We start from the raw sequence: 24128 nt of genomic DNA on the forward strand, positions 1-24128 counted from the left end.
CCCCCGAGCGCGATGGTGAAAAGGGCCGCGATCTGCGATCTTTCGGCCGCGAACACGCCATCTCGAGGAGTCCGGTCCCCTGGGCGGCGCCGGGGGACCCGAACCGGTCCCCGGCGCGAGACCGGTTGAAACTGGCGCCACCACAGCCGTGGCCGGCGGCCCGGGCGGAACCACGCGCAACACCTTCCGCTCCCGCAAACGCACTGGTGCGGGCCCGCACGGCCGCGGCCTACAGCGGTCATCGCGGGGGACGGCACCGCGAGGGGAGCGCTGGATCGACGACACCGGTGTCTTCACGGTCACGGCCCGGGACGGTCTGGCCGGGCCGGTGCTGGCACGTGCGCAGGCCGGCCGCTGGCGGCCGGCCTGGTCTGTCGCGTGTCCGGGGCAGGCACGGGTTCGTCGGCAACATCCTGCTGCTGCAGAACCTTCGAGACCCCGCCACCGCCGATCCCCGGGTGCGTGGCCCGTTCACCGCGTTCCTGCTCACCGGCCGGCTGCCCGGTTGGCTGCCCGGCTGACCCGGAGCCTCGGCGGACGGGCGCGTCCGGGCTCAGCGGAAGGCGTCGAGGTGTTCGCGCAGGAACGCCTCCAGGGTGCGCGGCTCACGCCCGGTCAGCCGGGTGGCGGTGTCGTCCGGACTCTCCGGGCGGAGCACGGCGAGCTGCTGGATCTCCACCACATGGGCGGCCAGCCAGGCGGGCATCCCGGCCCGCTCCACCAGGTGCGCGTGGAACAGGGCCGGCGGCAGGTCGAGGTAGTTGACCGGTCGGCCGATCAACTCGCTCAGCAAGGCGGTGAGTTCGGGGTAGCTGTACGCCCGTCCACCGGTCAGCGGGTACGTGCCGCCGGCGAGCTCGGGGCGGGTGAGGACGGCCGCCGCCGCGTCGCCGATGTCGCGGCAGTCGATGTAGTTGCAGGGCGCGTCGCCCATCGCTCCGTGCATCAGGCCGGCGTGGGCGACACCGGGTGCGAGCAGGAGCAGCTTCTGCATGAACGCGTAGGGCCGCAGGACCGTCGCGGTGACGCCGGATGCCCGCAGGTACTGTTCGATGCGGTGGTGGCCGCGCGAGACGGCGACGGGAGAGTCCGGTTCGGCGGCCGGGGCGGACACCTTGACGATGTGGTCGATGCCTGCCGCCAGCGCCTGGTCGACGACGCGCAGCTCGTGCTCGACCTGGTGGGGGCCGTTGGCCATGGTGAGGAAGAGCTGCCTCGCGCCGTGGAACGCCGCGCGCAGGGATACGGGGTCGCCCGCGTCGGCGGGCACCGCCTCCACGAGGTGGCGGGTGCGCCCGTCCAGGCCTCCGAGCAGGCGGTCCGGGTCCCGGCTGAGCGCCCGTGCCGGAACGCCGAGGCCGGTCAGACTGCGCAGGGTGGCACCGCCGGTGGCGCCGGATGCTCCCATGATGACGATCATGTCGTGTTCCTTCGGGATGGGTGGGGGTTCGTCAGGGGTGACGGCGGGTGCCGCGCCAGCGCCAGGTGATCATGGTCGCGGCGATGGTGGCGGAGATCGGCAGGTCGAGGCGGAGCCGGGCGGGCCAGGGGCTGCCGGCCAGCGCCGGAACGTCCGGCAGCCAGCGCGCGCCCGCCCAGCCGAGCAGGGCCGCGAGCACGGCGGCACCGAGTCCCGCCCCGGCCGCCAGCGGCAGGCGTGGCGCGCGGGCCGCCCAGGAGCCGTCCGGACGACGCCGCAACCTGGCGCCGAGGGCGCCGGCGACCACGGCCGACGTGCCGGCGATGGTGGTGAGGGCCGCGATCACCAGGTGCGGCTGACCGCTGGCCACTCCGCCGGCCGCGGCCATGACGGCCGGCATGGCGTAGGCGACCAGCACCTCGCGCCACAGGACGAACGGGGGTGGTGAGCCGGCTGATCGGTGTTTCGTGGACATGGGCCTTCCAAAGTGATTAGGTAGCTAACTATTAATGCTTAGGTGCCTAACTATATGGCCGTGAAAAAGGCGGCGGGCGGCACCCTGGGGAAGCGTGCCGACCCGCCGTGGGGCGTGTGTCAGTCGGCGGTCAGTGCGTCCATGCCGTCGACCAGCCTGGCGAGCAGGTCGAGGAACACCGCCCGCTCCTCGGGCGAGAGCCCGCCGACCATCGCCTGCATCCGCCGGTAGTGCTCGGGGGCCAGTTCGCGCAGGCGCTGGGCACCGCGCGCGGTCAGGATGACCACGTTGCCCCGCCCGTCCTCGACCGCCGGCCGGCGGGCGACCAGACCCTCGCGCTCCAGGCCGTCGACCAGCCCGGTCACGGTCGCCCGTGAGACGCCGAGACTGGCGGCCAGCTGGGAGGGCGACTTCTCGCCGCCGTGGTCCTCCAGGTCGGCCAGCAGCCGGTAGCGCCCGGTGGACAGGCCGAATCGCGCGAAGTGCGCCTCCCCCGCCTGGCCGAGCCGGGCACCCGCGGCCATGAGTCGCGCCGCCACCAGGACCGCCTGCGGATCGGCCGTGAGGCCGTACCGGGCGATCTGCCGGCGGGCCTGGTCGAGACTGGGGGCGCCGTGCGCCGCGTCCTGCTGTGCCATGCAAGTAATATGGCGCCTAATCAGTTTCCTGTCAAACGTCTTCCGTGAGGCCGTCCGCCCGCCGGTCCCGCCGCCCGGCCGGGGCCCGGCCGGCGTCATGGGCGGCCTGCAGCCAGGTGAGGAACTCACAGGCGAAGTGCCACTGGTGGGCCCGGACGGTGAACTACTGCACCGCCATCTGGACCTCGCCCTGGACTGGCTCGCCACCCGCGCCGCTCGCGGCCGCCCGCTGCCCGCACTTCCAACGCCACCGGCTGGCAAGCCCTGCTCGGGGCGGCGGCCGGCGACCCGGACGTGTCACCGTACGCGGCGCCCGCGCGGGCCGTGGACCTCCGCGGGCTGCCGCCGGCCCCGGTGACGTCGCCGACCCGGTCGCGTACCGCTCCGCCGTCCTGGCGCTGAGCGGGGCCACCTCGACCGGATCCACGGGCCCCCTTACCTCACCGATGCCTCTGGACGGCTCCTGACGGCGGCCACCGCGCCCGCCCTGACGCGGCCGGTCCATCGGGAGTGTGCGCCCCCCTTTCGGCGCCGCCGGGATCGCTCGTCCCACCCGGTGCCGCGGACTCCCCACCGCCCAGGCTGCGCAGCTCGGGCGCTGCCGGGGTGAAGAGCGAGAGCGGTTGGAGTCCTTTTCGGGCTCCGTCGCAAGGTGGCACTGGCGGTCGAACGGGCGCGAGCAGGCGTCTGCCGGCTCGTTCACGGGTCGCGTGGTGCGCCGTTGTGCACATGCCGTGGGAACATCCCCGTTCGCGCTGTTGTGAACGGACCCGGCTGACGGCATATTTCGGATGGTCATCTCGCGGCCGGGACTCCGGGCCGCATGACGGTGAGAATCGCCCCGCCCGACGGTCCCTCCGTGGCGGCGGCCCGTTCTCCGCCGACGTCGCCCGTTCTGTGCCCTGTGCTCTGTGCTCTGTGTTCTGTGCCGCTGTGCTCCGTGCTCTGTGGCCCCCGTGCTTCGTGCCCCGTGATCCGCGTTCCGAGGAGGGCTTTCGTTGGACAACCGCTACGAGGTCTACGCGTTCGCCGACCCGGTCTTCTACGAATCGCCCCGGCGCTGGGGCGCGCAGGAGGAGTTCGACGCCGTCAGCCGGCCGCTGCCGGCGGGCTGGCAGCGCGGGGACCAGGAGATCTGGGCCGTGGTACGGCCAGCGGACGTCCAACTGCCCCAGCAGGGCTGGAAGATCCACGTGTCCTCGCGGGTCGAGGACGCCGAGGAGGTGTTGGAGCAGGTCTTCGCGTTCTGCCTGCGCGAACGCCTCACGTTCAAGTTCCTGCGCGGACTGCCGGTCCTCCAGATGCAGAACTCCAAGTACGCGCCGCGCGGCGCCAGCGGGAAGTTCTGCACGCTGTACCCGGTGGACGACGCGCAGCTGGAGCGATGTCTCGACGGTCTGGGCAGCGCACTGGCCGGCCGCAAGGGGCCGTACATCCTCAGTGATCTGCGCTGGGGCGAGGGGCCGCTCTACCTGCGCTACGGCGGCTTCGCGGAGCAGCACTGCCGCAACGAGGCGGGCGAGCAGGTGCTCGCGCTGGCCGGGCCGGACGGCCGGCTGGTGCCGGACGTGCGCGGCCCCGGGTTCGCGGTGCCGTCCTGGGCACCGGTGCCGGCCGTCATCGCGCCGGCCCTGGCCGCGCGGGCGGCGCAGCAGGAGACCGGGCTGCCCTACTCGATCGAGCGGGCGCTGCACTTCTCCAATGCCGGGGGCGTGTACCTGGCGCGGGACGGTGCCGACGGACCGCGGCTGGTGCTGAAGGAGGCCCGGCCGTACGCGGGCCTGGACCAGCGCGGGACCGACGCGGTGACCAGGCTGCGCAACGAGCACGCCGTCCTGGCCCGGTTGGCGGGCGTGCCCGGCGTCCCCGAGCAGCGCGGGCTGCTGACGGCCTGGGAACACGAGTTCCTGGCCGAGGAGTACGTCGAGGGCACGTCGTTGAGCGAGTGGCTGGCGGGCCGCTACCCGCTGGTCCATCCGGGCGTCGACGAGGCCGCCGTCGCGGACTACACCCGCGAGGCGCTGGCGCTCGTGGACCGGATCGAGCAGGTGGTGGCGGCGATCCACGACCGCGGCGTGGTCTTCGGCGACCTGCATCCGCGCAACGTGCTCATCCGGCCGAACGGCGAGGTGTGCTTCATCGACTTCGAACTCGCCAGCACGGTGGACGAGTTCGTCCGCCCGGCGCTCGGGGCGGCGGGCTTCGCGGCGCCGCCCGGCTACACCGGTCAGCAGATCGACCGGTACGCACTGGCGGCGTTGCGGCTGTGGTTCTTCCTGCCGCTGACCCAGCTTCCCGCGCTGGACCCGGGCAAGGCACAGGAGCTCGCCGACGCGATCGAGAGCCGTTTCCCGGTGCCCGAGGGCTACACCGCCCCGATCCGCCGTCTCCTCGGGCCGGCGCCGGCGGACGGGCGGGCCTTCCGCGCCGAGCTGGGCACGCGCCGCGCGGAGCTCGGCGCGCTGCTGGGGGCGCCGGAAGCCGACTGGCCGCGGATCCGTGACTCGCTGGCCGCCGGGATCGCGGCGATGGCCACCCCCGAGCGGGCGGACCGGCTCTTCCCCGGCGACGTGGCCCAGTTCACCCACGGGGGCCTGGGCCTGGCCCACGGCGCGGCCGGCGTGCTCTACGCTCTGCACGCCACCGGCGCCGCGGTCGATCCCGAGCACGTCCGCTGGCTGGTGCGTGCCGCCGACCGCCCGGTCGAGCCGGGGCTGTACCACGGCGGACACGGTGTGGCGTACGTGCTGGACCTGCTCGGCGAACGCGACGCGGCGCTCGACCTGCTGAGCCGCCTCGCCACGGCCCCGGACGACGAACCGCGGCCCGCTCTGGCCACCGGCGCGCCGGGCATCGCCCTCACCCTGCTGCACTTCGCCGGGGCCACCGGCGAGCGACGGCTGCTCGACGAGTCGCTCGCGCTCGCCCTCGCCTCGGCCGCCGCGCTGGAGAAGGCCGGCCGCAGCGATGCCGCCCGCCGCGCGGGACTGCTGGGCGGGGGCTCCGGTACCGCGCTCGCGTTGGTCCGGCTCTACGAGCACACCGGCGAGAGCGCGCTGCTCGACCAGGCGGAGACCTTGCTGGAGCTCGACCTCGACCGGTGCAGGAAGGTCGCGGACGGCAGCCTGCAGGTGGTCGACGGCCGCCGGGTGCTCCCGTACGTGGAGACCGGCAGCGCAGGGATCGGCCTGGCGCTGCACGCGCTGCTGGAACACCGCCCGGACAGTCCGTCGGCGCGCCACGAGCCGGCGATCCGCCTGGCGGCGGCCCCCGAGTTCGTCATCCAGTCCGGTCTGTTCAACGGCCGGGCGGGGCTCATCGGCTACGCGGCGCTGACCCGGCACCGTGCCGCCGAGCCGGGCGCCGCGGCGCTGCTCGACCGGCAGCGGGCGCTGCTGACCTGGCACCAGGTCTCCTACCGGGGCGAGCTCGCCTTCCCCGGTGACCAGCTGCTGCGGCTCTCCGCGGACCTGGCGACCGGCTCGGCCGGTGTGCTGCTGGCGCTCGGCACCGCGCTGGCCGGCACGCCCTTCCTGCCTTGGACCGGCCGGTCCGGCTGACGGGCCCGGTCGACCCGCCCGGACGTCCCGGGCCACGGGCCACACCCCCGCGCGCGCCCTGCGCGCGCCCCACAGACTCCCGGCCGCCGGCCGGGCGATCCACCCAGAGTGAAGGAGAACAGTCATGGCGATCCTGGACCTGCAGACCATCGAGCTGGCCGAGACCGAGGTGGCCGACATCGACGACACCCTGGCCAGCGTCAGCTCGCTGAGTGCGCTCAACTGCACGGTCAGCACCGTCAGCACCCTGCTCTGTCTCTGACGTCGCCGTCTGTCCGGTGAACCGGACAGACGGTAGCGGGCCGGCCCGGGCCTCGACCCGGGCCGGCCACGGCGCCGGGCCGCAGCGACGAAGCCATCGCTGCGGCCCGGTCCGCACCCGCACCCGCACCCGCACCCGCACCCGGCACCACCAGCCCCTGCCATCGGGCGGCGCGGAACCGCCGCACCGCCCGTTCGCCGCACCGCCCGTTCGCCGCACCGCCCGAGAGGATGCCGTGGTCGACCAGCCCGCTCGCACCACCCCCCGCCCGGCGGAGCGGATCCGACTGCGCCGCGAGCTGACCGCCGAGCCGTGGGCCCTGACCCTCGCGCTCCTGCTCGCGCTGGCCTCCACCGGCGCCGCCCTGGCCCTGCCGCTCCTGGTCCGGACGATCATCACCGACTTCTCCGCGCACCGCCCGCTCGGCACCGACGTCCTGCTGATGTGCGCCGCCGCGACAGCCGGAGCGCTCGCCCAGGCGCTCTCCAGCTTCCTGCTCGCCCGCATCGGCGAACGGATGACCTACCGGCTGCGCACACGGATCATGGAGCACACCCTGCGCCTGCCGCTCGCCGTGGTCCGGGCCCAGGGCACCGGCGAACTCACCGCCCGGATCACCTCCGACGCGCTGCTGCTGCGCCAAGTCGTCGACGTCGCCACCCAACTGCCGCTGGCCGCACTGACGGTGACGGCGACACTGCTCGTGATGGTGTGGATCGACTGGATCCTGACCGTCGTCACCGTCGTCGCGTTCGCCGCGCTCACCGCCCTGGTCCTGCTGATCGTGCGCCGCATGAAGGCCAACGTGACCGGCCAGCAGGACGCCGTGGGCCGGATCGCCCAGCGCTTCACGGCCGACCTGGAAGCACTCAGCACGATCAAGGCCTACCGGGCCGAGCCGATGGCCGCCCGAGCGCTGGCCGAGGACGCCGAACGGCTGCGCGCCGTCTCCCTGGTCGGCGGGCGGCTGAACTCCCTGATCCCGGCCGTGCTGACGCTCGGCAACCAGCTCGCGCTGATCGCCGTGATCCTCGCCGGCGGCGCCCGGATGGCCACCGGCGGACTCCAGGCCGCCGCGTTCGCCGCCTTCCTGCTCTACCTCCTGCAGACCGTGCCCTCGATCAGCGCACTGGCCACCGGCTTCGGCCGGCTCCAATCCGGCCTTGCGGCCCGCGACCGCTGCACCGACCTGCTGGCCATAGCGCCCGAGGCCGAGCCGCAGGACGCCGAGCGCACGGTGCCGCCCCCACCGCTGGACGTCCCGTCGGTGGTGTTCAAATCCGTGTCCTTCACCCACACCGGCTCGCGCGATGCCGCGCTGCGCGGGGTTTCCTTCAGCACCGGGCGCACCGGTCTGACCGCCGTGGTCGGCCCCTCCGGAGCCGGGAAGAGCACCACCCTCTCGCTCATCGACTGCTTCGTCCGGCCCGCCTCGGGCTCCGTCACCGTCCTCGGCCGCGACACCGCCCACTGGCCGCTGAACGCGCTGCGCGCCCGCATCGCCTACGTCGACCAGGCCTTCACACTGATCGAGGCGACCGCCCGGGAGAACCTCCAACTCGGCCGCACCGAGCCGGCCGACGACGTCGAACTGGCCGCCGCGCTGGACGCCGTCGGCCTCACCGAGGACATCGCCCGCCTGCCCCGGGGCCTCGACACCCCCCTCGGCCGCGAGTGCGACCTGTCCGGCGGCCAGCGCCAGCGGATGGCTCTGGCCCGGGCACTGCTGTCCGACGCCGAGATCGTGCTGCTGGACGAACCCACCAGCCAGCTGGACGGGCTCAACGAGCAACGCTTCCGCACGATCGTGGCGGACCTGGCGGCGACCCGCGCCGTGATCGTGGTCGCCCACCGGCTATCCACCGTCCAGGACGCCCACCACGTGATCATGATGAACCACGGCACCGTCGTCGACGCCGGCGACCACCTCACCCTGCTGGAACGCTGCCCCCCGTACCGGGAACTCGTCACCAGCCAGGCGATCCTCACCCCCTGAACGGGGCCGGCCCCCTCGGGCGGCCTGGTGCCGGAGGTCGCGGATGAGCCGACTGCCGGTGCCGTTCAATCTGACCCGGTACACACGGGCGCTTCTGACCGCCCCTCCCGCCGCCCGGGCTGCCCGGCGGTGACGGTGACAGACTCAACCGCGTGAGTGATCACTTGGCGCGTGCGGTGCGACGCCCGCTGTCCCAGCCGTCTTCCCACCTCCATGCCACGGTCGACCAGTCGCTCGACCGCGACCTGCTTGAACTCGCCCGCCCCTGTGGGGGCAGCGCATGCCGGCACCGGCAGGGTCTCGCCCCGCCGGACGTCGTCACAGCAGTGCTTCGGAACCGTGGAGTTCCACGAATCCGACGACTCGCCGCAGGTCGTCGAAGCTGCTGACGTTGTTGCCGATCAGCCTCACCGAGGCGGCCCGGCCCTGGCGCCAGGCGTGTGCGGCCTGGGAGAGCCGGCCCCACTGGTTCTCCATGTCGCGGTAGTCGACGCTCAGCTGGTTGGTGGTCCACGCGTTGATGTTGCCGTAGATCCGGTTGAAGATCGGCCCGAAGCGGGCGGCTTCCGAGAAGATCGTGATGGCCATCAGCATGCCCCGGTCGATGCGGGTCTCGTCCCACTGCGGGACGTTGTTGAGGTCCCGCAGCGCGTTGAAGATGTTCGTCGATCCGAGGTAGAGGTTCTCGCGGGCGCTCCCGCCCGTGATGCCGTTGTAGTTGCCGGTGCGGGGCATGAACTGCGCCTGCACGCCCAGGTCGTTCTGGAACTGCTGCTGGCGGCCGTCCTGGAACGCCCAGTGGCGGTTGGCGGCGGGCGAGTAGAAGCCCGCGATGTAGAGGTTGTCGGCCCACATGTAGACGGAGACGAGATGGGCGCCCTGGTTCATCACCCGGATCTGGATCAGCCGGTTCTCGTTGCGGGTGGTCTGCTGGACGAGACCGCTTCCGACATTGGTCGCATCGCCGTAGGTGTTGCGGTGGATCGCGTCGATCAGGTTCCAGTAGCGGTTCGCGTGTTCGCCCCGGCCGGCGGTGATGTCGGTGATGTCCCAGTCGATGATGGGCCAGCTCTGCAGTGCCGCAGCGCGGGTGGCGGGTGCGGACCGGATCCGGTCTCCTCCTGCGGGCTTGCCGGTGAGGGTAGGCGCTGCGGAGGCGGTGCCGGCGAGGGAGACAAGAAGAGCGGTGGCCGCCGAGAGTGACAGCAGTGCGACGTGATTCTTCTTCAAGGCGGTTCCTTCGGGATGGTTACGAGGTGCCGATCACCGGCCGAGTGCCCGAACCGGATCGGGACGCGGATGACCGTCCGACGGTGGGACGGTGATCGTCCGGAGCGCCGCGCGTGCGGTCCGCGTCGGGTTCAGCATGCTGGAGTCCACCCGCCTTCTGTTGCCGCGCGGCGCACACTGCCTTGTCGATGTGCGCATCGACAAGGCAGTGTGGGCGTCCGGCGCGCCCCGCGACCGGGCAACACCCTCGACCTCGACTCTCGTCGACCCGCAGCCGCCGAGGGCCGCGTCCTCTGCCGGCGCTGCTGGCCTCCCGCCGGCCGGGCCCGCGAAGGCCACCCGCTTCGGTGTCCCGCATCCGGCTCCTGTGTCCACGCGACCGGCCGAGCCGGCGGGCGGTTGGCGTGCACGGTGCGGATGCACGCCGATCAGTTCACGGTGTCGGCCGGTTCGACGGAGGACTCACCGGGCCTGCGGCGTGGGTTCGTCCCGCGCGCGGACGGTACGGAGGAGCGCCGGGTGGTGGAAGCGCCAGATGTTCGGCCGGGCCGGGCACCGTCTCCTGCGTTATTGCGTCCTGCTCGCCCGATCCAGCAACACTCGGTCACCGCATCACGAAAGTCCTGCAAGAGCTGCAGAATCCCCATCGGCGGCCCATTGCTGGGGAGTTGTGTGGCCGCTGATGGCTACTGGCCGTTACGCCCATCGGCCTCTCGGCCGGGGTTTGGGACTGGTTCCGAGGGGCGGAAGGTGCGGCGGTAGGTGTCGGGCGGGACGCCGACGCTGCGGTGGAAGTGGCGGCGCAGGGTGGTGGCGGTACCCATGCCGGTGGCGGTGGCGATGGTGTCGACGGTGGCGTTGGTGGTTTCCAGGAGTTCTTGGGCGTGGCGGATGCGTTGGGTGTGGAGCCAGTGGAGGGGTGTGGAGCCAGTGGAGGGGTGTGGTGCCGGTGAGGTGTTTGAAGTGGCGAGCGAGGTGGCGTGAGCTCATGCCGGCCCGGCGGGCCAGGTCCTCCACGGTGAGCGGCTGATCCAGTTGCTCCAGCGCCCAGGGCAGGAGGTCTGCGAGGGGGTGGTTGCCGGGTTCGGGCAGCGGGGTGGCGATGAACTGGGCCTGGCCCCCGTCGCGGTGGGGTGGGATCACCAGACGGCGGGCGATCTTGTTGGCGTTGGCCGAGCCGTGGTCGAGGCGGACCAGGTGAAGGCACAGGTCCATGGCGGCGGCCTTGCCAGCGGAGGTGAGGACGTCGCCGTTGTCGACATAGAGGACGTCCGGATCGACGGTGGCCTTGGGGTGGCGGCGGGCCAGTTCCCGGGTGTGGGCCCAGTGGGTGGTGGCGCGCTTCCCGTCGAGGAGTCCGGCCGCGCCCAGGACGAAGGCGCCGGTGCACAGGGAAGCGACGCGGGCGCCGGCCGCGTGGGCGGCTCGCACCGCTTCGACGAGGTCGGAGGGCGGTTCGCGGTCCGTGTCGGCCCACCCGGGCACGATCACCGTGTCGGCTCGGGCGAGGTGTTCGAGTCCGTGGTCGGGTTCTAGGACTTGTCCGGGCGATCATGTGCGAAGCCAGATGACGAGGGCTGCCGCGGCTCGCCGGGCCCACTCAGACGGCCCTGGGCAGCACAACCCGGGCAACATCACCATGGCCTCCGGCGGCACCACCAAGACCACCACCTCCTCGCTGAGCGGCGGCGGCTCCTTCTCGGTGACCTGGAAGCACAGCTGACGGGGGTGGACGGGGGCCGCGCAAGCCGGCGCGGCCCCCGTCCACCCCCGTCCACCCCTATCCACCCCCGTCCGCCCCGGCTCAGCCGCCCGCCGGTACCCGGAGCGTGCCGTAGCGCTGCATCCGCTGCCAGCGGAGCCGGGAGCCGGCGAGCGCGGTGAAGACCGACTGGATCACCACCAGGTACATCAGCTGCCGGTAGACGAACTGCTGGAGCGGCAGGCTCCACAGCGGCCCGAGCTTCTCCTTGTCCAGCCGGAACGCGTACGCCCCCATCAGCATCTGGACCAGCAGGAAGGCCGCCCACAGGCCGATGATCCGGACCGGGTCGAGGAAGGCCAGTCCGTAGAGCGCGAAGACGTCCACGACCGGGGCGAGCAGCGGCAGCAGCACCTGGAACATCAGCAGGTAGAGCAGGCCGCGCCGGCCCAGCTTGCCGGCCTGCCCGCCCTGGGTGAGTGCGCCCCGGTGCTTCCACATCGCCTGGAGGGTGCCGTAGCACCAGCGGTAGCGCTGGCGCCACAGGGCGCTCAGCGAGGCGGGGGCCTCCGTCCAGGCCTTGGCCCGCTCCTCGTAAACCACCCGCCAACCGGCCCGGCACATCGCCATGGTGAGGTCGGTGTCCTCGGCGAGGGTCTCCTCGCCCACGCCGCCGACCGCCAGCAGCGCGGAGCGGCGAAAGGCGCCGACCGCGCCGGGCACGGTCGGCATGCACTCGGCGAGGTCGAACAGCCGGCGGTCCAGGTTGAAGCCGACCACGTACTCGATGTGCTGCCAACGGCCCAGTAGGCCACCGCGGTTGACCACCTTGGCGTTGCCGGAGACGGCGCCCACGGTGGGATCGGCGAAGGGCTGCACCAGCATCCGGACGGCGTCCGGCTCGAAGACGGTGTCGCCGTCGACCATCACCAGCAGTTCGGCGCGGGCCGCGGCGATGCCGGTGTTGAGGGCGGCGGGCTTGCCGGCGTTCTCCTGCCGGATCACCCGGACGTACGGCAGGTTCAGCGATTCCACCAGGTCGGCGGTGCCGTCCGTGGAGCCGTCGTCGACCACGATCACCTCGACCGGATGGTCGGAGGCCAGCAGCGAGCGGACGGCGGGTTCGATCCCGGCGATCTCGTTGTACGCCGGGACGATCACGCTGACCGGCTCGGTGACCGGCGGACCCCAGCCGCGGCGGCGCAGCCGCACGTGTCGACGGGCGGCGTAGAGCACGACGACCGCGCGCAGCACGCTGACCGCGCCCGCCGCCCAGAGCAGCCAGCCCAGCGCGGTGATGGCCCGGTTGCCGCCGGTCAGCAGCCAGATCAGGGCCAGGCCGAGCCAGTGGTCGCCGGCTCCGGCCGGGCGGACCGGGTCGGGCAGGCCGACGGCGTCGCTGACGGTGGTGAAGCGGAAGCCGCGGGACTTCAGCGTGCTCAGCACGCCGTCGAGGGCGGCGACGGTCTGCGAGCGGTCGCCGCCGGCGTCGTGCATCAGCAGGACCTGGCCCTGGTGGCCGGTACCCGCGGTCGCCGACTTGATGATCGAGGGCACGCCGGGGCGTTGCCAGTCCTCGCTGTCCTGGGTGGTGAGCACGGTCAGGTAGCCCTCGCGGCCGGCCTGCTGGATGGCGGACCATCCGGGGTCGTCCACGGCCTCGGGCGTCGAGGAGTACGGCGGGCGCAGCAGTGAGCTGGTGACTCCGGCGGCCCCGGCCACGGTCAGCTGGGCCTCGCGCAGCTCCAGCGTGCGGCGCCAGGAGGGGGCGGCGCCGAGGTCGGTGTGGGTGAAGGTGTGGATGCCGATCTGATGGCCCTCGGCGACGATCCGGCGGATCAGGTCCGGGTGGGCGGCGGCCTGGGTGCCGACCACGAAGAAGGTCGCGTGCACCCCGGCCCGGTGCAGGGCGTCCAGGATCTTCGGGGTCCAGGTCGGGTCCGGCCCGTCGTCGAAGGTCAGGGCGATGGTGCCGGGTTCGGGGGCGGCGCTGCGCGGCTGGGGGACGGCGGCGTCGATCACCGGGCCGCCCTCGTGGATCGCCGCCGGGACGGCGTCCGCGGCCGCTGGGGCGGCCGCCTGGTCGGGGCGGTCGTCGAAGCTGTGCTGGGCGTAGCCCTGGAGCACCAGGGCGCCGATGAGCGTGAGCAGCAGGGCGGTCAGCAGGAGCCAGTGGGTGCGCAGCGGGCCCTGGCGGACCACCCCGCGTCGGCCCCGGCGGGTGCGGTCGGGGGCTGGGGCTCGTCGGCGGCGGGCGGAGCTCATGGTGCTGCTTTCTGAGACGGGTACGGTTTCGAGGGCGGTCGGGTGTCAGGGCTTGCCGGGCCCTTTGCCCGGTGCGGTGGTCGGGCGGCCGTGCCCGGGGGTGGGGGTGGGAGCGGTGCTCGGCTGGGTGGCGGGCGTGGTGGCCGGGGCGGGCGCGGTGGTGGCCGTCGGGGCGCCGGGGGCCGTACCGGTCGCGGGCCGCGCGGCCGCCGCCGTGGGCCGCGGGTGCTGGACGACCTGGGTGGTGCCGCCCTGATGGGCGGGTGCCTCCGTGCGTCCCGCGCCGGGCAGGGCGGCGGCCTCCGGGGCGGCGGACGGCGCCTCGGTAGGCGTGGCCTCCGGGGCGGGGGCGCTGGGCGCGGGCGGCTGGGGCAGCGGGAGGAACGGTGCGTTCACGGTGGGACCGCCGAGCAGCGCGCTGGCGAGCAGGGCCAGGTACCCGCCCGCCGGGACGGCCAGCACCGCTCCGAGTCGGCGGATCCGGCGCTGCCGGCGGCCGGAGGCGTCCACGAACACCGGCGGGGGCGGGGGGACGGCTTCGGGGCCGGTGGGGTCGGTGGGCGGTTCTCCGAGCGACACGACGGCGGGCAGTTCGGCGGTGGGCAGATCCGCGTCGTCGGCTTCGCGGCGGTGCTCGGCGGAGCGGACCGGAGCGGCGAAGTGCTCGGCGACGTAGGCCGGAACGGCGAAGTGCTCGGTCGGGACTTCGCCGACCGGTTCGCCGTGCGCCGAACCGGAAAGGTGTCCCGGGACCCCCGAGAGGTGGGGCTGTTGCTCGGCGGTGGGCGACGGATCGTACGGCTTGACGGTCACGGTGTCGGGTCCAGGTGTTGTCGGTTCGCGTGCTGCCACGAGGGCACCGGCCGATCACTGGTGGATCGAGCGGTGCACCGGTCGTGACTGTTCAGCGTCGACACCGGCCGGATCGTCACACCTGATTTCCAGCTGATTTCGAGCGAGCCGTGCTCCGCGGAAGGCGGCGAACGCGCGGAAGGCGGCGAACGCGCGGAAGCCCGCCGTCCCTGGCTCGGGGGGCGACGACCTTCCGACACGGCGTTCCGACGTCGGCCTTCCGGCGTCGGCTCAGCGGCCGCCGTCGGCCCGGGCCCTGGTCCAGACGGCCTCGCGCAGCAGCCGCAGGCCCTTGAGGCCGACGATGACGGTCGAGCCCTCGTGGCCGAGGACGCCCAGCGGCAACGGAAGGGGGGCGACCACCAAGCTCACCCTCGGCGGTATGGATGAGGAGGCGATCTGCTGGGCTGCCGGCGCGGAGGTCCCCAGTCGGTGGGCTGAGCTGATCGAGGACGTGTACGACCGCTCGCACAGTACGTGGGGTGTGGACTTCGGTCACCATCACGGCATGACCTGGACGCTGCCCCCTCTGGAGCCCGGCGACCACTGCGAACTCCCTGTGGTGGCTGCTGCCTGGGCTCCGGTTACGGATGAGACTGCGAACACCTGGTACGCCGTCCTGGCCTCGTCGACGGATCTGCTGCGGCAGGCCACCGACCGCATCTGAGGTGTCCTTCGATCACCGGATCGCTGGGCCGGCGGACCCTGCCGGTGAAGCCTGCCGCTTCAGAACGAACCGGAGACGCCCTGTACCGCCGACCGGCGGTACAGGGCCCGGGCGCCGCACGCGGGGCGGGGCCGCCTGCCTGCTCGCTGCCGTCCTGGCAGTTCCTGGCCGCTGCCATGGCCGTGCTGCGCCGGGGCGCCGGGTTGGTGGATCGGGTGGGGCTCGGGGCGCTGCTCGGTCTCGATGGCCCGCTCCTGATCGACGTGCGGCCCGTACGGCTGCTCGCCGCCGCTCGTTCCGCTCGCCGCTGTCTGGCGGGTCGGGGTCGGGCGGGGGTGCGGTCCGCGGTTCGGTTCAGCCACCGGCGCTTGGGGCCGCTTGATGCGTGTTTCCGCTGGTCAGATGGGCGATGACGGTTTTCTCACCGTCTCGACCTACCGTCCTGGGCCCCTGTCTGGTGGTGGCTGTGGTGGGTGGGTTGGGCGTTGGTCGGTGTGTCCGGTCGCTGCGCTGTGCCCCCTCTTCTTTCTGCGTCCGGCTGGTGCCGGCCGCGTTGGTGGGTGGTGCCGGGGCGCTCTCCGGTCTCGGGCGCCCGGTCCCGGTCCGTCACGCTCGTCTGCTCGGCCTGGCCGTCGGCGGGTCTGTTCACCGTCCCTTGGTTGTCAGCGCTCAGCCGACCGCTGATGATTCGAACCGCCCTGGTTCGGCGGTCCGAATGGCAGCCGGAGTTCCAGGCGGGGAGTGTTCAGGCGAAGGCCTAACAGCGGCCAGTGATCAATCAACATGCGCCATTGTCGAAGACGAGGGCAGCTGCGGTCATCTGATTTCCAGGGCGGGCTCAGGTCACCTTCCGCTCCCGGGACAAGAAGCCAGCCCTTTCCGAGGTGCGCCCGTGGTTGTCCTGGTGACCGGCTTGGTCCCCGTCTGGGCCGCGTGGCCGCAAGGTGCGTCGGCGGGGGCTTCTACGGTGTGGATGGGGTACCGGAGTGTCCGGCACTGGAGACGGAACGGCAGACCTCCCGGTCTGGGCGGGGGTGGTTACCGGCCTTACCGGCGTCCGGGGAGAAGGGGCCCGCGGACGGCTCGTCAGCACCGCCCACCCGCCAAGCCGGTGCCGCAGGCCGGGTCCCGGGCCGCAGTGCCGGGCAATGTCGTTGCTTCAGCTGTCAGTCACGGTGAAGGCCGGCCGAGGCTTTCGGCCTTGCCTCTACGGAGGAGGAGTACGGCGGGGTCCGTGTGCGGGTTCGTCGTGGCGGCCGGTTCGTCGGCCGGCATGACGCTGTCGGCTCCTTCGGCTGGACCGGGGTGGCGGGTGGTGGCCGGGGTCCGCCTGGTGGGCGGGCCCCGGCCCGGGAACGCTCGGGGTGGGTCAGGAGGCGGGCATCAGGACGGTGTCGACGATGTAGACGGTGGCGTTGGCGGTCTGGACGTTGCCGCACAGCACCTTGGCCGTGGTGTTCACGGTGAAGTCGGGGGTGGTGCCGGTGACGGTGAGGTCGTCGGTCTCCAGGGTCTTGTGGGCGCCGGTGAGGGCGGTGGGGGTCAGGCGCTGGGGGACGACGTGGTAGGTGAGGATCTTGGTGAGCTTGTCCTTGTCGGCGAGGACGGCGTCCAGGGTGGCCTTGGGGATCTTGGCGAAGGCGTCGTTGGTGGGCGCGAAGACGGTGATGTTCTGCGCGGAGTTGAGGGTGTCGACGAGGCCGGCCTGCTTGACGGCGGTGACGAGGGTGGACAGCAGCGGGTTGTTGGAGGCGGCGGTCGCGACGGGGTCCTTGGCCATGCCCGCGAAGGAGCCGGCGCCGTCCTTGGGCACGGCCGTGCAGGCGCTGCCGAACGGCTGGTCGTCCATGGCAGTGCCGGAGGCGGCGCTGCCCGGGGCCGTGCTGCCCGGGGCCGTGGACGGCACGGCGGCGGCGGCCTTGGTGGCGGCCGAGGATCCGGATCCGCTGCTGCTGCAGGCGCCGAGGCTCACGGCGAGCGCGGTGGCGGTCAGGAGGGCGGCGACGGTGTTGCGGCGGCGGGTGGTGGTGGACATGGGTCGGATCTCCTTGTGAGGTGGTGACGTCCGGGCCGGCGGCCCGGACGTGGTGGGTGCGCAGTGGCTTTTCAGGTGACCGTGACGACGGTGCTGTGCCAGCCGGTGGCGCCGGCGGGGAACGGGGCCGCACGGTTCTCGGTCTGGACGGTGCCGGTGGCGTCGGTGGCCCGGACCTCGATCCGGTGGGTGCCGGGCGCCGCCCCGGTCCAGGTGTGGGACCACTGCCGCCACATGTCGGGCCCCGGGTCGGCGGTGAGCAGGGCTTCCTGCCAGGGGCCGCCGTCGACGCGGACCTCGACGGCGGCGATGCCGCGGTGGGTGGCCCACGCGGTGCCGGCCACGGTCACGTTCCCGGCGGGCACCTGTGCGAACGGGGCCGGAACCTCGATGCGCGAGGCGGTGCCGACCGCGCCGGTGCGGTCCCAGCCCCGGCGCACCCAGTACGGGTCGAACGCGGCGAACGTGGTGACGTCCAGGTCGACGAGCCATTTGGTGGCGGAGGTGTAGCCGTAGAAGCCGGGGACGACGCTGCGGCACGGGAAGCCGTGTGCCACGGGCAGGGCGTCGCCGTTCATCGCGACTGCCAGCAGCGCGCGCCGTCCGTCGAGCACGGATTCCAGCGGGGTGCCGATCGTCATCCCGTCCTGGGACCGGCCGACGAGCTGGTCCGCTCCCGGGCGCACGCCCGCCCGGCGCAGCAGGGCCGGGAGGGAGGCGCCGAGCCAGCGGGTGGTGCCGACATAGGGGCCACCGACCTCGTTGGACACACAGGACAGGGTGTGGTCGAGCTCCTCCAGCGGTTCGCGCAGCAAGTCGTCGAAGGTGATGAGGAGCGGGTGGTCGACCATGCCGCGGACGCGCAGGGTCCAGCGCCGCGGGTCGATACGGGGCAGCGTGAGAGCGGTATCCACCCGGTAGAAGTCCGGGTTGGGGGTGACGAACGGGGACAGGCCCGGGACGTCGGGGTGCAGGGCGGCGGGCAGGGGCGGCAGGGGCCGCGCGGCAGGGGGAGGGCGGACGGCGGTGCGGGCGGCACCGATGTCGTAGCGGCGGTCCGAGAGCGTGCGGCCGCCGAGGCCGGCGAGCGCACCGACGGCGATCGTCGCGCCGGTGGCGGTGAGGACGGCCCGGCGGGACGTGCCGCCGTCGCGTTCGGCGGGATGCTCGCCCGGCCCGTCCCCACTCACCGGGTGTTCCGGCGTCACCTGGTGGGGCGCGGTCGTGGGGGAGGCCGCCGGTGTGGCGGCGCGCAGCATCCGGGCGAGGACGAGGGCGGTTGCCGTGGCGGCCAGACCGGCGGCCAGAGCGGGTGCAGCATCCGCGGCACCGGCTTCGGGCCTGGAGAGCGCGGCCCAGGTGCCGAGCAGCCCGAAGGCCGCGAAGACGCTTGCCCCGAGCACCGGCCTGCACGCGGCCAGCACGCCGGCGAACGCGGCGAGCAGCGCCGTCGCCAGGTAGATCCCGCCGAGCAGCACCGGCTTGTCGTCGGTGCCGAACGTGCGAACGGCGTACTCCTTCAGTGATGTTGGCGTCAGGTCGATCGCTGCGGCGCCGACCACGATGACCGGCGCGGTCCCGGGTCCGGTGAAGGCGGCGACCAGTTCACCGCTTCCGAGCGCGGCCGCCGCCGCTGCCCACCCGGTCGCCGCGGCCGCGCCCGCCCGCAGGAGCCGCCCGCAGCGATGCCCGGGACGAGGCGGGAGATGGGGTACGTCGTTGCTCACATCCGGGATTCGCGGCCACCGGCGGGCCGGATGGGTGCGAGTTCTTCTCCTGGGCTGCCCGCAATCCGTGCTGCGACGCGACAGGCCACACAAACGGAAGCGGCACGAGGTTTGTTACCCGGACCGGCCTGCCCGGCCCGGTCGTTGATGTGTCTTGGTGTGCTGGGCTGCGGCCTCCTGGCGGTCCGGGCGGGCGGCACGCAATCCTCGAATGATGGCCCGTCGGCGCGAGCAGGAAGGAGACCTGACTTCGGCCTGGAGCGGGCTGTCGTGCCCTACGAGGACAGGTCACCGGCGGAGCGGCGCACCACGGCAGTGCCTGGTTCGACCGCGGGGTCCGGCACCGGCTGAGGGACGTCATCGACGGTGCCCATCCGGCGGGCGGTGAGGGATTCCCCTTCCACCCGGGCCGAAACGTTGAGAGCCGGGCCCGGACTGCCCGCATCGCTCCTGCAGCGGGGAGGATCCGGGCATCCTGCCCCGGATCCGCGGGTGCGGTTCCGGGGCAGCGGGGCAAGGCGTGGGCCCCGGAGGCGGGCTTCGGGGCCCACGGGTGGGCCGGTCAGGCGGTCTTGCCGCCCGGGTGGTCGAGCCAGGCGCTGCGCGAGCCCTTGGCGGCGGGCGCTTCGCGTTCGTAGCCGGCGAGTGCCAGCCCGAGTCCGAAGAAGGTGGGCGCCCACTCGCCCACGAAGATGCCCCACCGGTCGGCGCGTTCGACTCCGGCCTGTTCGGCCTTCATCGACGCGATCCAGCTCAGCAGGGACAGGCCGATGGACCCGAACGCCGCCGCGTAGGCGTGCTCGCTGGTGATTCCGGCTTCGTGGATCCTGCGCACGATGGTCATGACGACCCTCCAAAGGGGCTGTGCCGTCGTTCCTGTTCCTCTACTGTCGGACCGTCGCCCGCAACGCGTCAGTCGCATCGTTGGTGCAGCGTCCTGTTCGGCGAGGGGGTCGGCGGGATGCGCTCCCGGCCGCTCGGCCGGCGCGCGGGCGTCCGTCTCAGGCCGCTCCGAGCGCCGCGAGGCGGCGGAGGACGAGTGCGAGCATGAACGCCGAGGCGGCCGCTGTGGTGGCGGCCGCGGGAGCGGCCGGTGTGTCCGCGGCCGCGTACAGGGCGCACGCGGCGGTCAGGGCGGCCAGCGCCGAGGCCAGGGCGGCGAGGATCCGGGGCCGGTGCCAGAGCCGTGCCAGGAGAGTCGGGCGGGCCCCGAGCAGGCGGTCGAGTGCCGGGTCTTCCCGCCGCAGGTGGGACTCGACGTCGTCCAGCAGACGTTGCTCCCGGCCGGTCAGGTGTCCGTCCACGGCGCGGCCGCCCTTCGGTCGCCCCTCGCGTGTCAGCGTCTTACACCCTCCGCCCACGGCGCCGTGGCGCCGGTCGCATCGGTGGTGCGTCGACCGGGGCCGGCCGACGGTTCAGCGGCGGGAGGGCATGCACCGCAGGAGTGCGGAGGCGGCCCGGGCGGGGCCGTGCGGGCGGAGGCGGACGCCGAGTGCGGCGGTGCCGTGCGCCCGGTCGGCGAGGAGGGCGGCGACGGCGTGGCCGGCGGCGGCGGGGGTGAGCGTGTTGGGATCCAGGCATCGGCCGGCCGCGGCGCGTTCGGCGTCGTGGGCGATGGCGAACTGGTCGCTGGAGAACGGCAGGACCAGTGCGGGAACGCCGGCGTGCAGGCATTCGGTGAACGAGTTGTTGCCGCCGTGGTGGACCATGGCGGCGGCGTGCGGAAGCAGTTCCTGTTGCGGGATCGTCGCAGCGACGGGCCGCCTGGAGGAGCCCGGCGCCGGACTCAGCGGCGGAATGAGCGTCCTGCTGACCGGGCTGGGTGAGGCTCTGACGGTCGGCGCGGGCGTCGCACGGGTCCTCACACTGACCACGGCCCGGACCGGGGAGGCGGAACGCACGGACCTGGTCCACCGGTTGGGACGCGCACACGTGCTGGTGCGGTTGCCCGTGGACGCGTCCGAACCGCTGGATCCGGAGAACGCCGCCGGCCACCAGACGGCGCTGGCCTGGTGGTCCGGCCGGCTCTTCGAACTCCCGGGCGCCCGACCGGACATCGCGCACGTCAGGTTCGCCGACGACGCCTCCCTCGCTGTCGCCCGGGCCGCACGCCGCCACGGCTCGAAGCTCGCGTTCACCGTCACCCCCGACCCCCACCGCACGATGGACGAACGGCACGCGGGCCTGCCACCGCAACAGACCGGTCATGCCGCACGCGCGCTGCGCCTGGACCTGCACCGGGTCTTCGTCGCCGACTGCCTCGTGGCCCGCGCAGATCTGTTGGTGGCCATGCCGGGGAGGCCGGGGCCGGAGGAACTCCCCGCGTACTTCCCGCAGTTGCGGGACCGGCGGGTCCACGTGCAGCCCGAGGGCATCGCCCCGTTCCGGCCCGCGGTGGGCGACGGGGCGACGGCCTACGGACTGCTCGCCCGTCTCTTCGGTGGCGGCGGGACCGGCGGCGGACTGGATGCCGCCGACCGCGACCTGCCGTTGTTGCTGTGCGTGGGACGGCTTCACCCCGTCAAGCAGCAGGAGCAACTGGTCCGGGCCTGGATGCTCGCGGGCCTCCACCACCGCACGACCCTGCTGCTGGTGGGCGGGTCTCCCGCGGACCCGACCGCCGTCGAGGCGGAGGTTCGCCGCCGGCTCACCGAGCTCCTGGCGGCGGACCCGGTCGCGCGGCGTCGGGCGGCCTTGTGGCCCGCGCTGTCCAACCGGCATGTCCGGCTGCTGGAACGGGCGTTGGCGCAGGGCCGGCCGGGCTCCGCGCTGTACGTGTGCCCCAGTGCCAAGGAGGAGTTCGGGCTGGCCGTGCTGGAGGCCATGGAAGCGGGCCTCCCGGTGGCCGCCCCGCAGCGCGGTGGGGCCTCGCACTACCTGTGCGACGGCGTCAACGGACGACTGCTGGCCACCGAATCGGCGGGGCGGCTGGCCGACGGCCTGCGCTCCCTGGTCGTCACCCCCGCGCCGGAACTGGTGGCGATGGCGAAGGCAGGGGCCGCGACGGTGCGCGAGTGCTTCGCCATCGACGCCATGGCCGCGTCCCTGGCCGACGCCTACCGGGACACGTGCCGAACGGGCCGCCTCGCGGATCGGTCGCAGGACACGGACCGCGAAGGTCCTCTGCCGGACGTCGCGGGAAGCGGCTGAGCGAGCGGGCAGTGGCGGCACCGTCTCCGCCTGCCGTCACGGGGGTGACTGGCCGCGGGCGCGTTCGGCGGCCAGCACCTCGGGCAGGCCGGTGAGGCGGCGCAGGCCCGCGGCGGCCCGCGCGGTGCGGTGGTTGGCGGCGAGGAGGTCGCGGTGGCGGTGGACGAAGGCCCAGTAGCCGGTGGTGAACGGGCAGGCCCGGTCGCCGAGGCGTTCGGTGGGGCGGTAGCGGCAGGGGCCGCAGTAGTCGCCCATGCGGTGGAGGTAGGCGCCGCCCGCCGCGTAGGGCTTGGTGGTGACGAGGCCGCCGTCGGCGAACTGGGACATGCCGACGACGTTGGCGGTCATCACCCAGTCGTAGCCGTCGACGAAGCACCGGTGGAACCAGTCGGTGAGCTCGTGCGGGTCCCAGCCGTGCTGCAGGGCCCAGTTGCCGAGCACCATCAGCCGGGGGATGTGGTGCACCCAGCCGTGATCGCGGACCTGCCCGAGGACGCCGGACAGGCAGCGGGCGGCGACGGCGTCTGCGTCCAGGTCGCGGAACCAGGCGGGCAGCGGCTCGTGGTGGCCCAGCCGGTTGGCGTCGCGGTAGCCCTCGCCCAGGTGCCAGTAGAGCTGCCACACGTACTCGCGCCAGCCGGCCACCTGCCGCACGAAGCCCTCGGCGCTGTTGAGCGGCACCTGCCCGGACCGGTACGCGGCCTCGGCCGCGCGCACGCACTCGCCGGGGTCGAGCAGACCGAGGTTGAGCGGGACGGACAGCGCGCTGTGGGCCATCCACGGGTCGGCGTGCAGCATCGCGTCCTCGTACCGGCCGAAGTCGGCGAGGCGGTGGGCGACGAAGTGCGCGAGCGCCCGTTCGGCCTCCGGCCGGGTCGCGGCGAAGCGGCGCGGGCCGTCCCGGCCGACGAAGGCGACGTCCCCGTCGCGCTCCCAGCGGTCGAGGTCGGCCCGGACGCGCTCGTCGATGCCGTCCTCCTCGGGCTCGAAGGGCGGGGGGAGCGGCAGGGTGGCGGCGCCTTCGGGCGGGGGTTCGCGGTTGTCCCGGTCCAGGTTCCAGCGGCCGCCGGCCGGGCTGCCGTCCGGTTCCAGCAGCAGGTGCTCGGCGCGGCGCACCCGGTGGTAGAAGTCCTCCAGCAGCAGGCGCCGTTCACCGGGTGCACCGGCCCAGCGGCGGAAGTCGGCGAAGGGCACGAGGAAGCCGCGCGGCGGCAGCACCGTGACGTGGGGGAGGGAGTCCACCAGGCCGAGGGCCGCGCGCGACGTCGGGTGGCACACGGTGACCCGGCGGCGTCCGACGGCCCGGGACAGGCCCTCGCGGTAGGTGTCGGCCTGGACGTAGCGCACCCGGTCGCCCAGGGCGTCCGCGGCGTGGCGCATCGCGGACAGCACCAGGTGGGCCTTCGCCCGGTGGAACCGCCGCCGGCGGAGCACCGAGCGAGCCTCGATCATGACGAGCGGGGCGTCCGGGTCGGGACCGTCCCCGCCGGGGGTGAGGCCGGCGGTGAGGAAGTGCGGCCCGAGCTGGTCGCCGAAGAGCCAGTGCGGGCGCGGCCCGCTCACGCCGGGCGCCCGGGAAGGCCGGCCGCCGGGGAGCCGAGGGGGAGCGCCGGAGCATCATGGCGTTCGCTGGGCCCCGGGTGGCGGTGACGCCAGTAGGGGTTGTCGAGCGGAAGCTTGCCGCTCACACGGCCGTACATGCCGAACGTGGCGATCACCAGGCCCATGACGAAGCTGAAGAGCACGTTCTGGATGCGGAAGGCCAGGATGTTGGCCGACGAGTCCAGCAGTGCGAGGTTGACGAAGCCGCTGAGGACGAAGAGTGCGCCGACGGTGATGTTGACCGTGGAGGCGATGTTTCCGCCGATCAGGGCGCCGCCGAGAAGTACCGCGGCCGTGACCACCGAGACGAGGCTGAGCAGGCCGTTGCTGGAGAGACCGGCGATCTTCTCGCCGTCGGTGCTGAAGAAAGGCAGTCCGTCCGACAGGCCGAGGCAGCCGAAGGCCAGCAGGGCGGCGCCGCAGAGACCGGCTCCAGCGCGGTAGACCCGGGACAGGCGGTGGTCGACGGGCAGTTCCTCGTGGAGTTTCATGGTCCGCTCCGTTCCTCGGTGATCGTGCCGAGCCGCGCAGCACGCGACCCTTCCCA

General features: G+C 73.4%; 20 protein-coding genes and 2 pseudogenes. 7 read left to right on the forward strand and 15 right to left on the reverse strand.

Features of this window, described 5'->3' with window-relative positions; genetic code table 11:
- Positions 1-553 precede the first annotated feature (553 nt).
- The 3 genes from HS99_RS14380 to HS99_RS14390 form a co-directional block, all read right to left on the reverse strand.
- A complete protein-coding gene (locus tag HS99_RS14380) occupies positions 554-1420 on the reverse strand; it encodes an NmrA family NAD(P)-binding protein (protein WP_030555247.1) in 867 nt (288 codons plus the stop codon).
- A 31-nt stretch (positions 1421-1451) separates the two neighbouring features.
- The gene (locus tag HS99_RS14385) at positions 1452-1895 is read right to left on the reverse strand and encodes a hypothetical protein (RefSeq protein WP_030555246.1); all 444 of its coding nucleotides are present in this window, start codon (positions 1893-1895) and stop codon (positions 1452-1454) included.
- A gap of 119 nt (positions 1896-2014) precedes the next feature.
- Positions 2015-2533: a MarR family winged helix-turn-helix transcriptional regulator gene (locus HS99_RS14390; protein WP_030555244.1), complete on the reverse strand. Its 519-nt coding sequence runs from the start codon at positions 2531-2533 to the stop codon at positions 2015-2017.
- Between the two features lie 234 nt (positions 2534-2767).
- Between HS99_RS14390 and HS99_RS46590 the strand changes: the two are divergent.
- From HS99_RS46590 to HS99_RS14400, 4 genes and pseudogenes are all read left to right on the forward strand, one after another.
- Positions 2768-2884: pseudogene (locus HS99_RS46590) on the forward strand (alpha/beta hydrolase); the annotation flags it as partial.
- Between the two features lie 647 nt (positions 2885-3531).
- Entirely contained in the window at positions 3532-6093 is a 2562-nt protein-coding gene (lanKC, locus tag HS99_RS14395; RefSeq protein ID WP_030555242.1) for a class III lanthionine synthetase LanKC, read from the forward strand.
- 124 nt (positions 6094-6217) lie between these two features.
- Entirely contained in the window at positions 6218-6355 is a 138-nt protein-coding gene (locus tag HS99_RS42480) for a SapB/AmfS family lanthipeptide (protein WP_094743007.1), read from the forward strand.
- 235 nt (positions 6356-6590) lie between these two features.
- Entirely contained in the window at positions 6591-8351 is a 1761-nt protein-coding gene (locus HS99_RS14400) for an ABC transporter ATP-binding protein (protein WP_043481053.1), read from the forward strand.
- A 318-nt stretch (positions 8352-8669) separates the two neighbouring features.
- On the opposite strand, the gene HS99_RS14405 is transcribed toward HS99_RS14400, so the two are convergent.
- Both HS99_RS14405 and HS99_RS41130 read right to left on the reverse strand, forming a co-directional pair.
- Positions 8670-9581, reverse strand: coding sequence for a ribosome-inactivating family protein (locus HS99_RS14405; RefSeq protein WP_030555238.1), 912 nt, complete (start codon positions 9579-9581; stop codon positions 8670-8672).
- 686 nt (positions 9582-10267) lie between these two features.
- Positions 10268-11117 (reverse strand): annotated as a pseudogene (locus HS99_RS41130) (helix-turn-helix domain-containing protein); the annotation flags it as partial.
- 31 nt (positions 11118-11148) lie between these two features.
- On the opposite strand from HS99_RS41130, the gene HS99_RS44855 reads away from it, so the two are divergent.
- Positions 11149-11304 carry a hypothetical protein gene (locus tag HS99_RS44855; RefSeq protein ID WP_157881900.1) on the forward strand — a complete coding sequence of 52 codons (156 nt, stop codon included), beginning with the start codon at positions 11149-11151 and terminating at the stop codon, positions 11302-11304.
- 81 nt (positions 11305-11385) lie between these two features.
- Here the strand turns inward: HS99_RS44855 and HS99_RS14415 are convergent, their stop codons facing one another.
- The 3 genes from HS99_RS14415 to HS99_RS42485 form a co-directional block, all read right to left on the reverse strand.
- The gene (locus HS99_RS14415) at positions 11386-13548 is read right to left on the reverse strand and encodes a bifunctional polysaccharide deacetylase/glycosyltransferase family 2 protein (RefSeq protein ID WP_078939023.1); all 2163 of its coding nucleotides are present in this window, start codon (positions 13546-13548) and stop codon (positions 11386-11388) included.
- A gap of 45 nt (positions 13549-13593) precedes the next feature.
- Positions 13594-14361 carry a hypothetical protein gene (locus HS99_RS14420; protein ID WP_051835596.1) on the reverse strand — a complete coding sequence of 256 codons (768 nt, stop codon included), beginning with the start codon at positions 14359-14361 and terminating at the stop codon, positions 13594-13596.
- A 270-nt stretch (positions 14362-14631) separates the two neighbouring features.
- On the reverse strand, positions 14632-14763 hold the full coding sequence (locus HS99_RS42485) for a hypothetical protein (RefSeq protein WP_275937834.1): 132 nt from the start codon (positions 14761-14763) through the stop codon (positions 14632-14634).
- Between the two features lie 19 nt (positions 14764-14782).
- Here HS99_RS42485 and HS99_RS14425 point away from each other — a divergent pair, with 19 nt between their 5' ends.
- Positions 14783-15067, forward strand: a complete 285-nt coding sequence (locus tag HS99_RS14425; protein WP_030555229.1) for a hypothetical protein — start codon at positions 14783-14785, stop codon at positions 15065-15067.
- A 1369-nt stretch (positions 15068-16436) separates the two neighbouring features.
- Here the strand turns inward: HS99_RS14425 and HS99_RS14430 are convergent.
- From HS99_RS14430 to HS99_RS47775, 5 genes are all read right to left on the reverse strand, one after another.
- Complete coding sequence (locus HS99_RS14430; protein WP_030555227.1) at positions 16437-17102, reverse strand: fasciclin domain-containing protein; 666 nt, start codon at positions 17100-17102, stop codon at positions 16437-16439.
- A 71-nt stretch (positions 17103-17173) separates the two neighbouring features.
- A complete protein-coding gene (locus tag HS99_RS14435; RefSeq protein WP_078968660.1) occupies positions 17174-18829 on the reverse strand; it encodes a molybdopterin-dependent oxidoreductase in 1656 nt (551 codons plus the stop codon).
- Between the two features lie 562 nt (positions 18830-19391).
- Positions 19392-19673 (reverse strand): hypothetical protein, encoded by a 282-nt coding sequence (locus tag HS99_RS14440; protein WP_030555224.1) that lies wholly within the window; start codon positions 19671-19673, stop codon positions 19392-19394.
- Positions 19674-19830: 157 nt separating this feature from the next.
- Positions 19831-20133, reverse strand: coding sequence for a DUF3040 domain-containing protein (locus HS99_RS14445; RefSeq protein ID WP_030555221.1), 303 nt, complete (start codon positions 20131-20133; stop codon positions 19831-19833).
- A 111-nt stretch (positions 20134-20244) separates the two neighbouring features.
- Positions 20245-20730, reverse strand: coding sequence for a glycosyltransferase (locus tag HS99_RS47775; protein WP_283810003.1), 486 nt, complete (start codon positions 20728-20730; stop codon positions 20245-20247).
- On the opposite strand from HS99_RS47775, the gene HS99_RS14455 reads away from it, so the two are divergent.
- Positions 20627-21979: a glycosyltransferase family 4 protein gene (locus tag HS99_RS14455; RefSeq protein WP_050366195.1), complete on the forward strand. Its 1353-nt coding sequence runs from the start codon at positions 20627-20629 to the stop codon at positions 21977-21979. The two genes, HS99_RS47775 and HS99_RS14455, sit on opposite strands and share 104 nt — an antisense overlap.
- Before the next feature lie 36 nt (positions 21980-22015).
- On the opposite strand, the gene HS99_RS14460 is transcribed toward HS99_RS14455, so the two are convergent.
- Both HS99_RS14460 and HS99_RS14465 read right to left on the reverse strand, forming a co-directional pair.
- A complete protein-coding gene (locus tag HS99_RS14460) occupies positions 22016-23542 on the reverse strand; it encodes a cryptochrome/photolyase family protein (RefSeq protein ID WP_030555215.1) in 1527 nt (508 codons plus the stop codon).
- On the reverse strand, positions 23539-24072 hold the full coding sequence (locus tag HS99_RS14465) for a DUF4383 domain-containing protein (RefSeq protein ID WP_043481050.1): 534 nt from the start codon (positions 24070-24072) through the stop codon (positions 23539-23541). The genes HS99_RS14460 and HS99_RS14465 overlap by 4 nt, the downstream gene beginning before the upstream one ends.
- Positions 24073-24128: the final 56 nt, after the last annotated feature.

The sequence above is a fragment of the Kitasatospora aureofaciens genome, assembly GCF_001188955.3.
Taxonomy (GTDB): domain Bacteria; phylum Actinomycetota; class Actinomycetes; order Streptomycetales; family Streptomycetaceae; genus Kitasatospora; species Kitasatospora aureofaciens.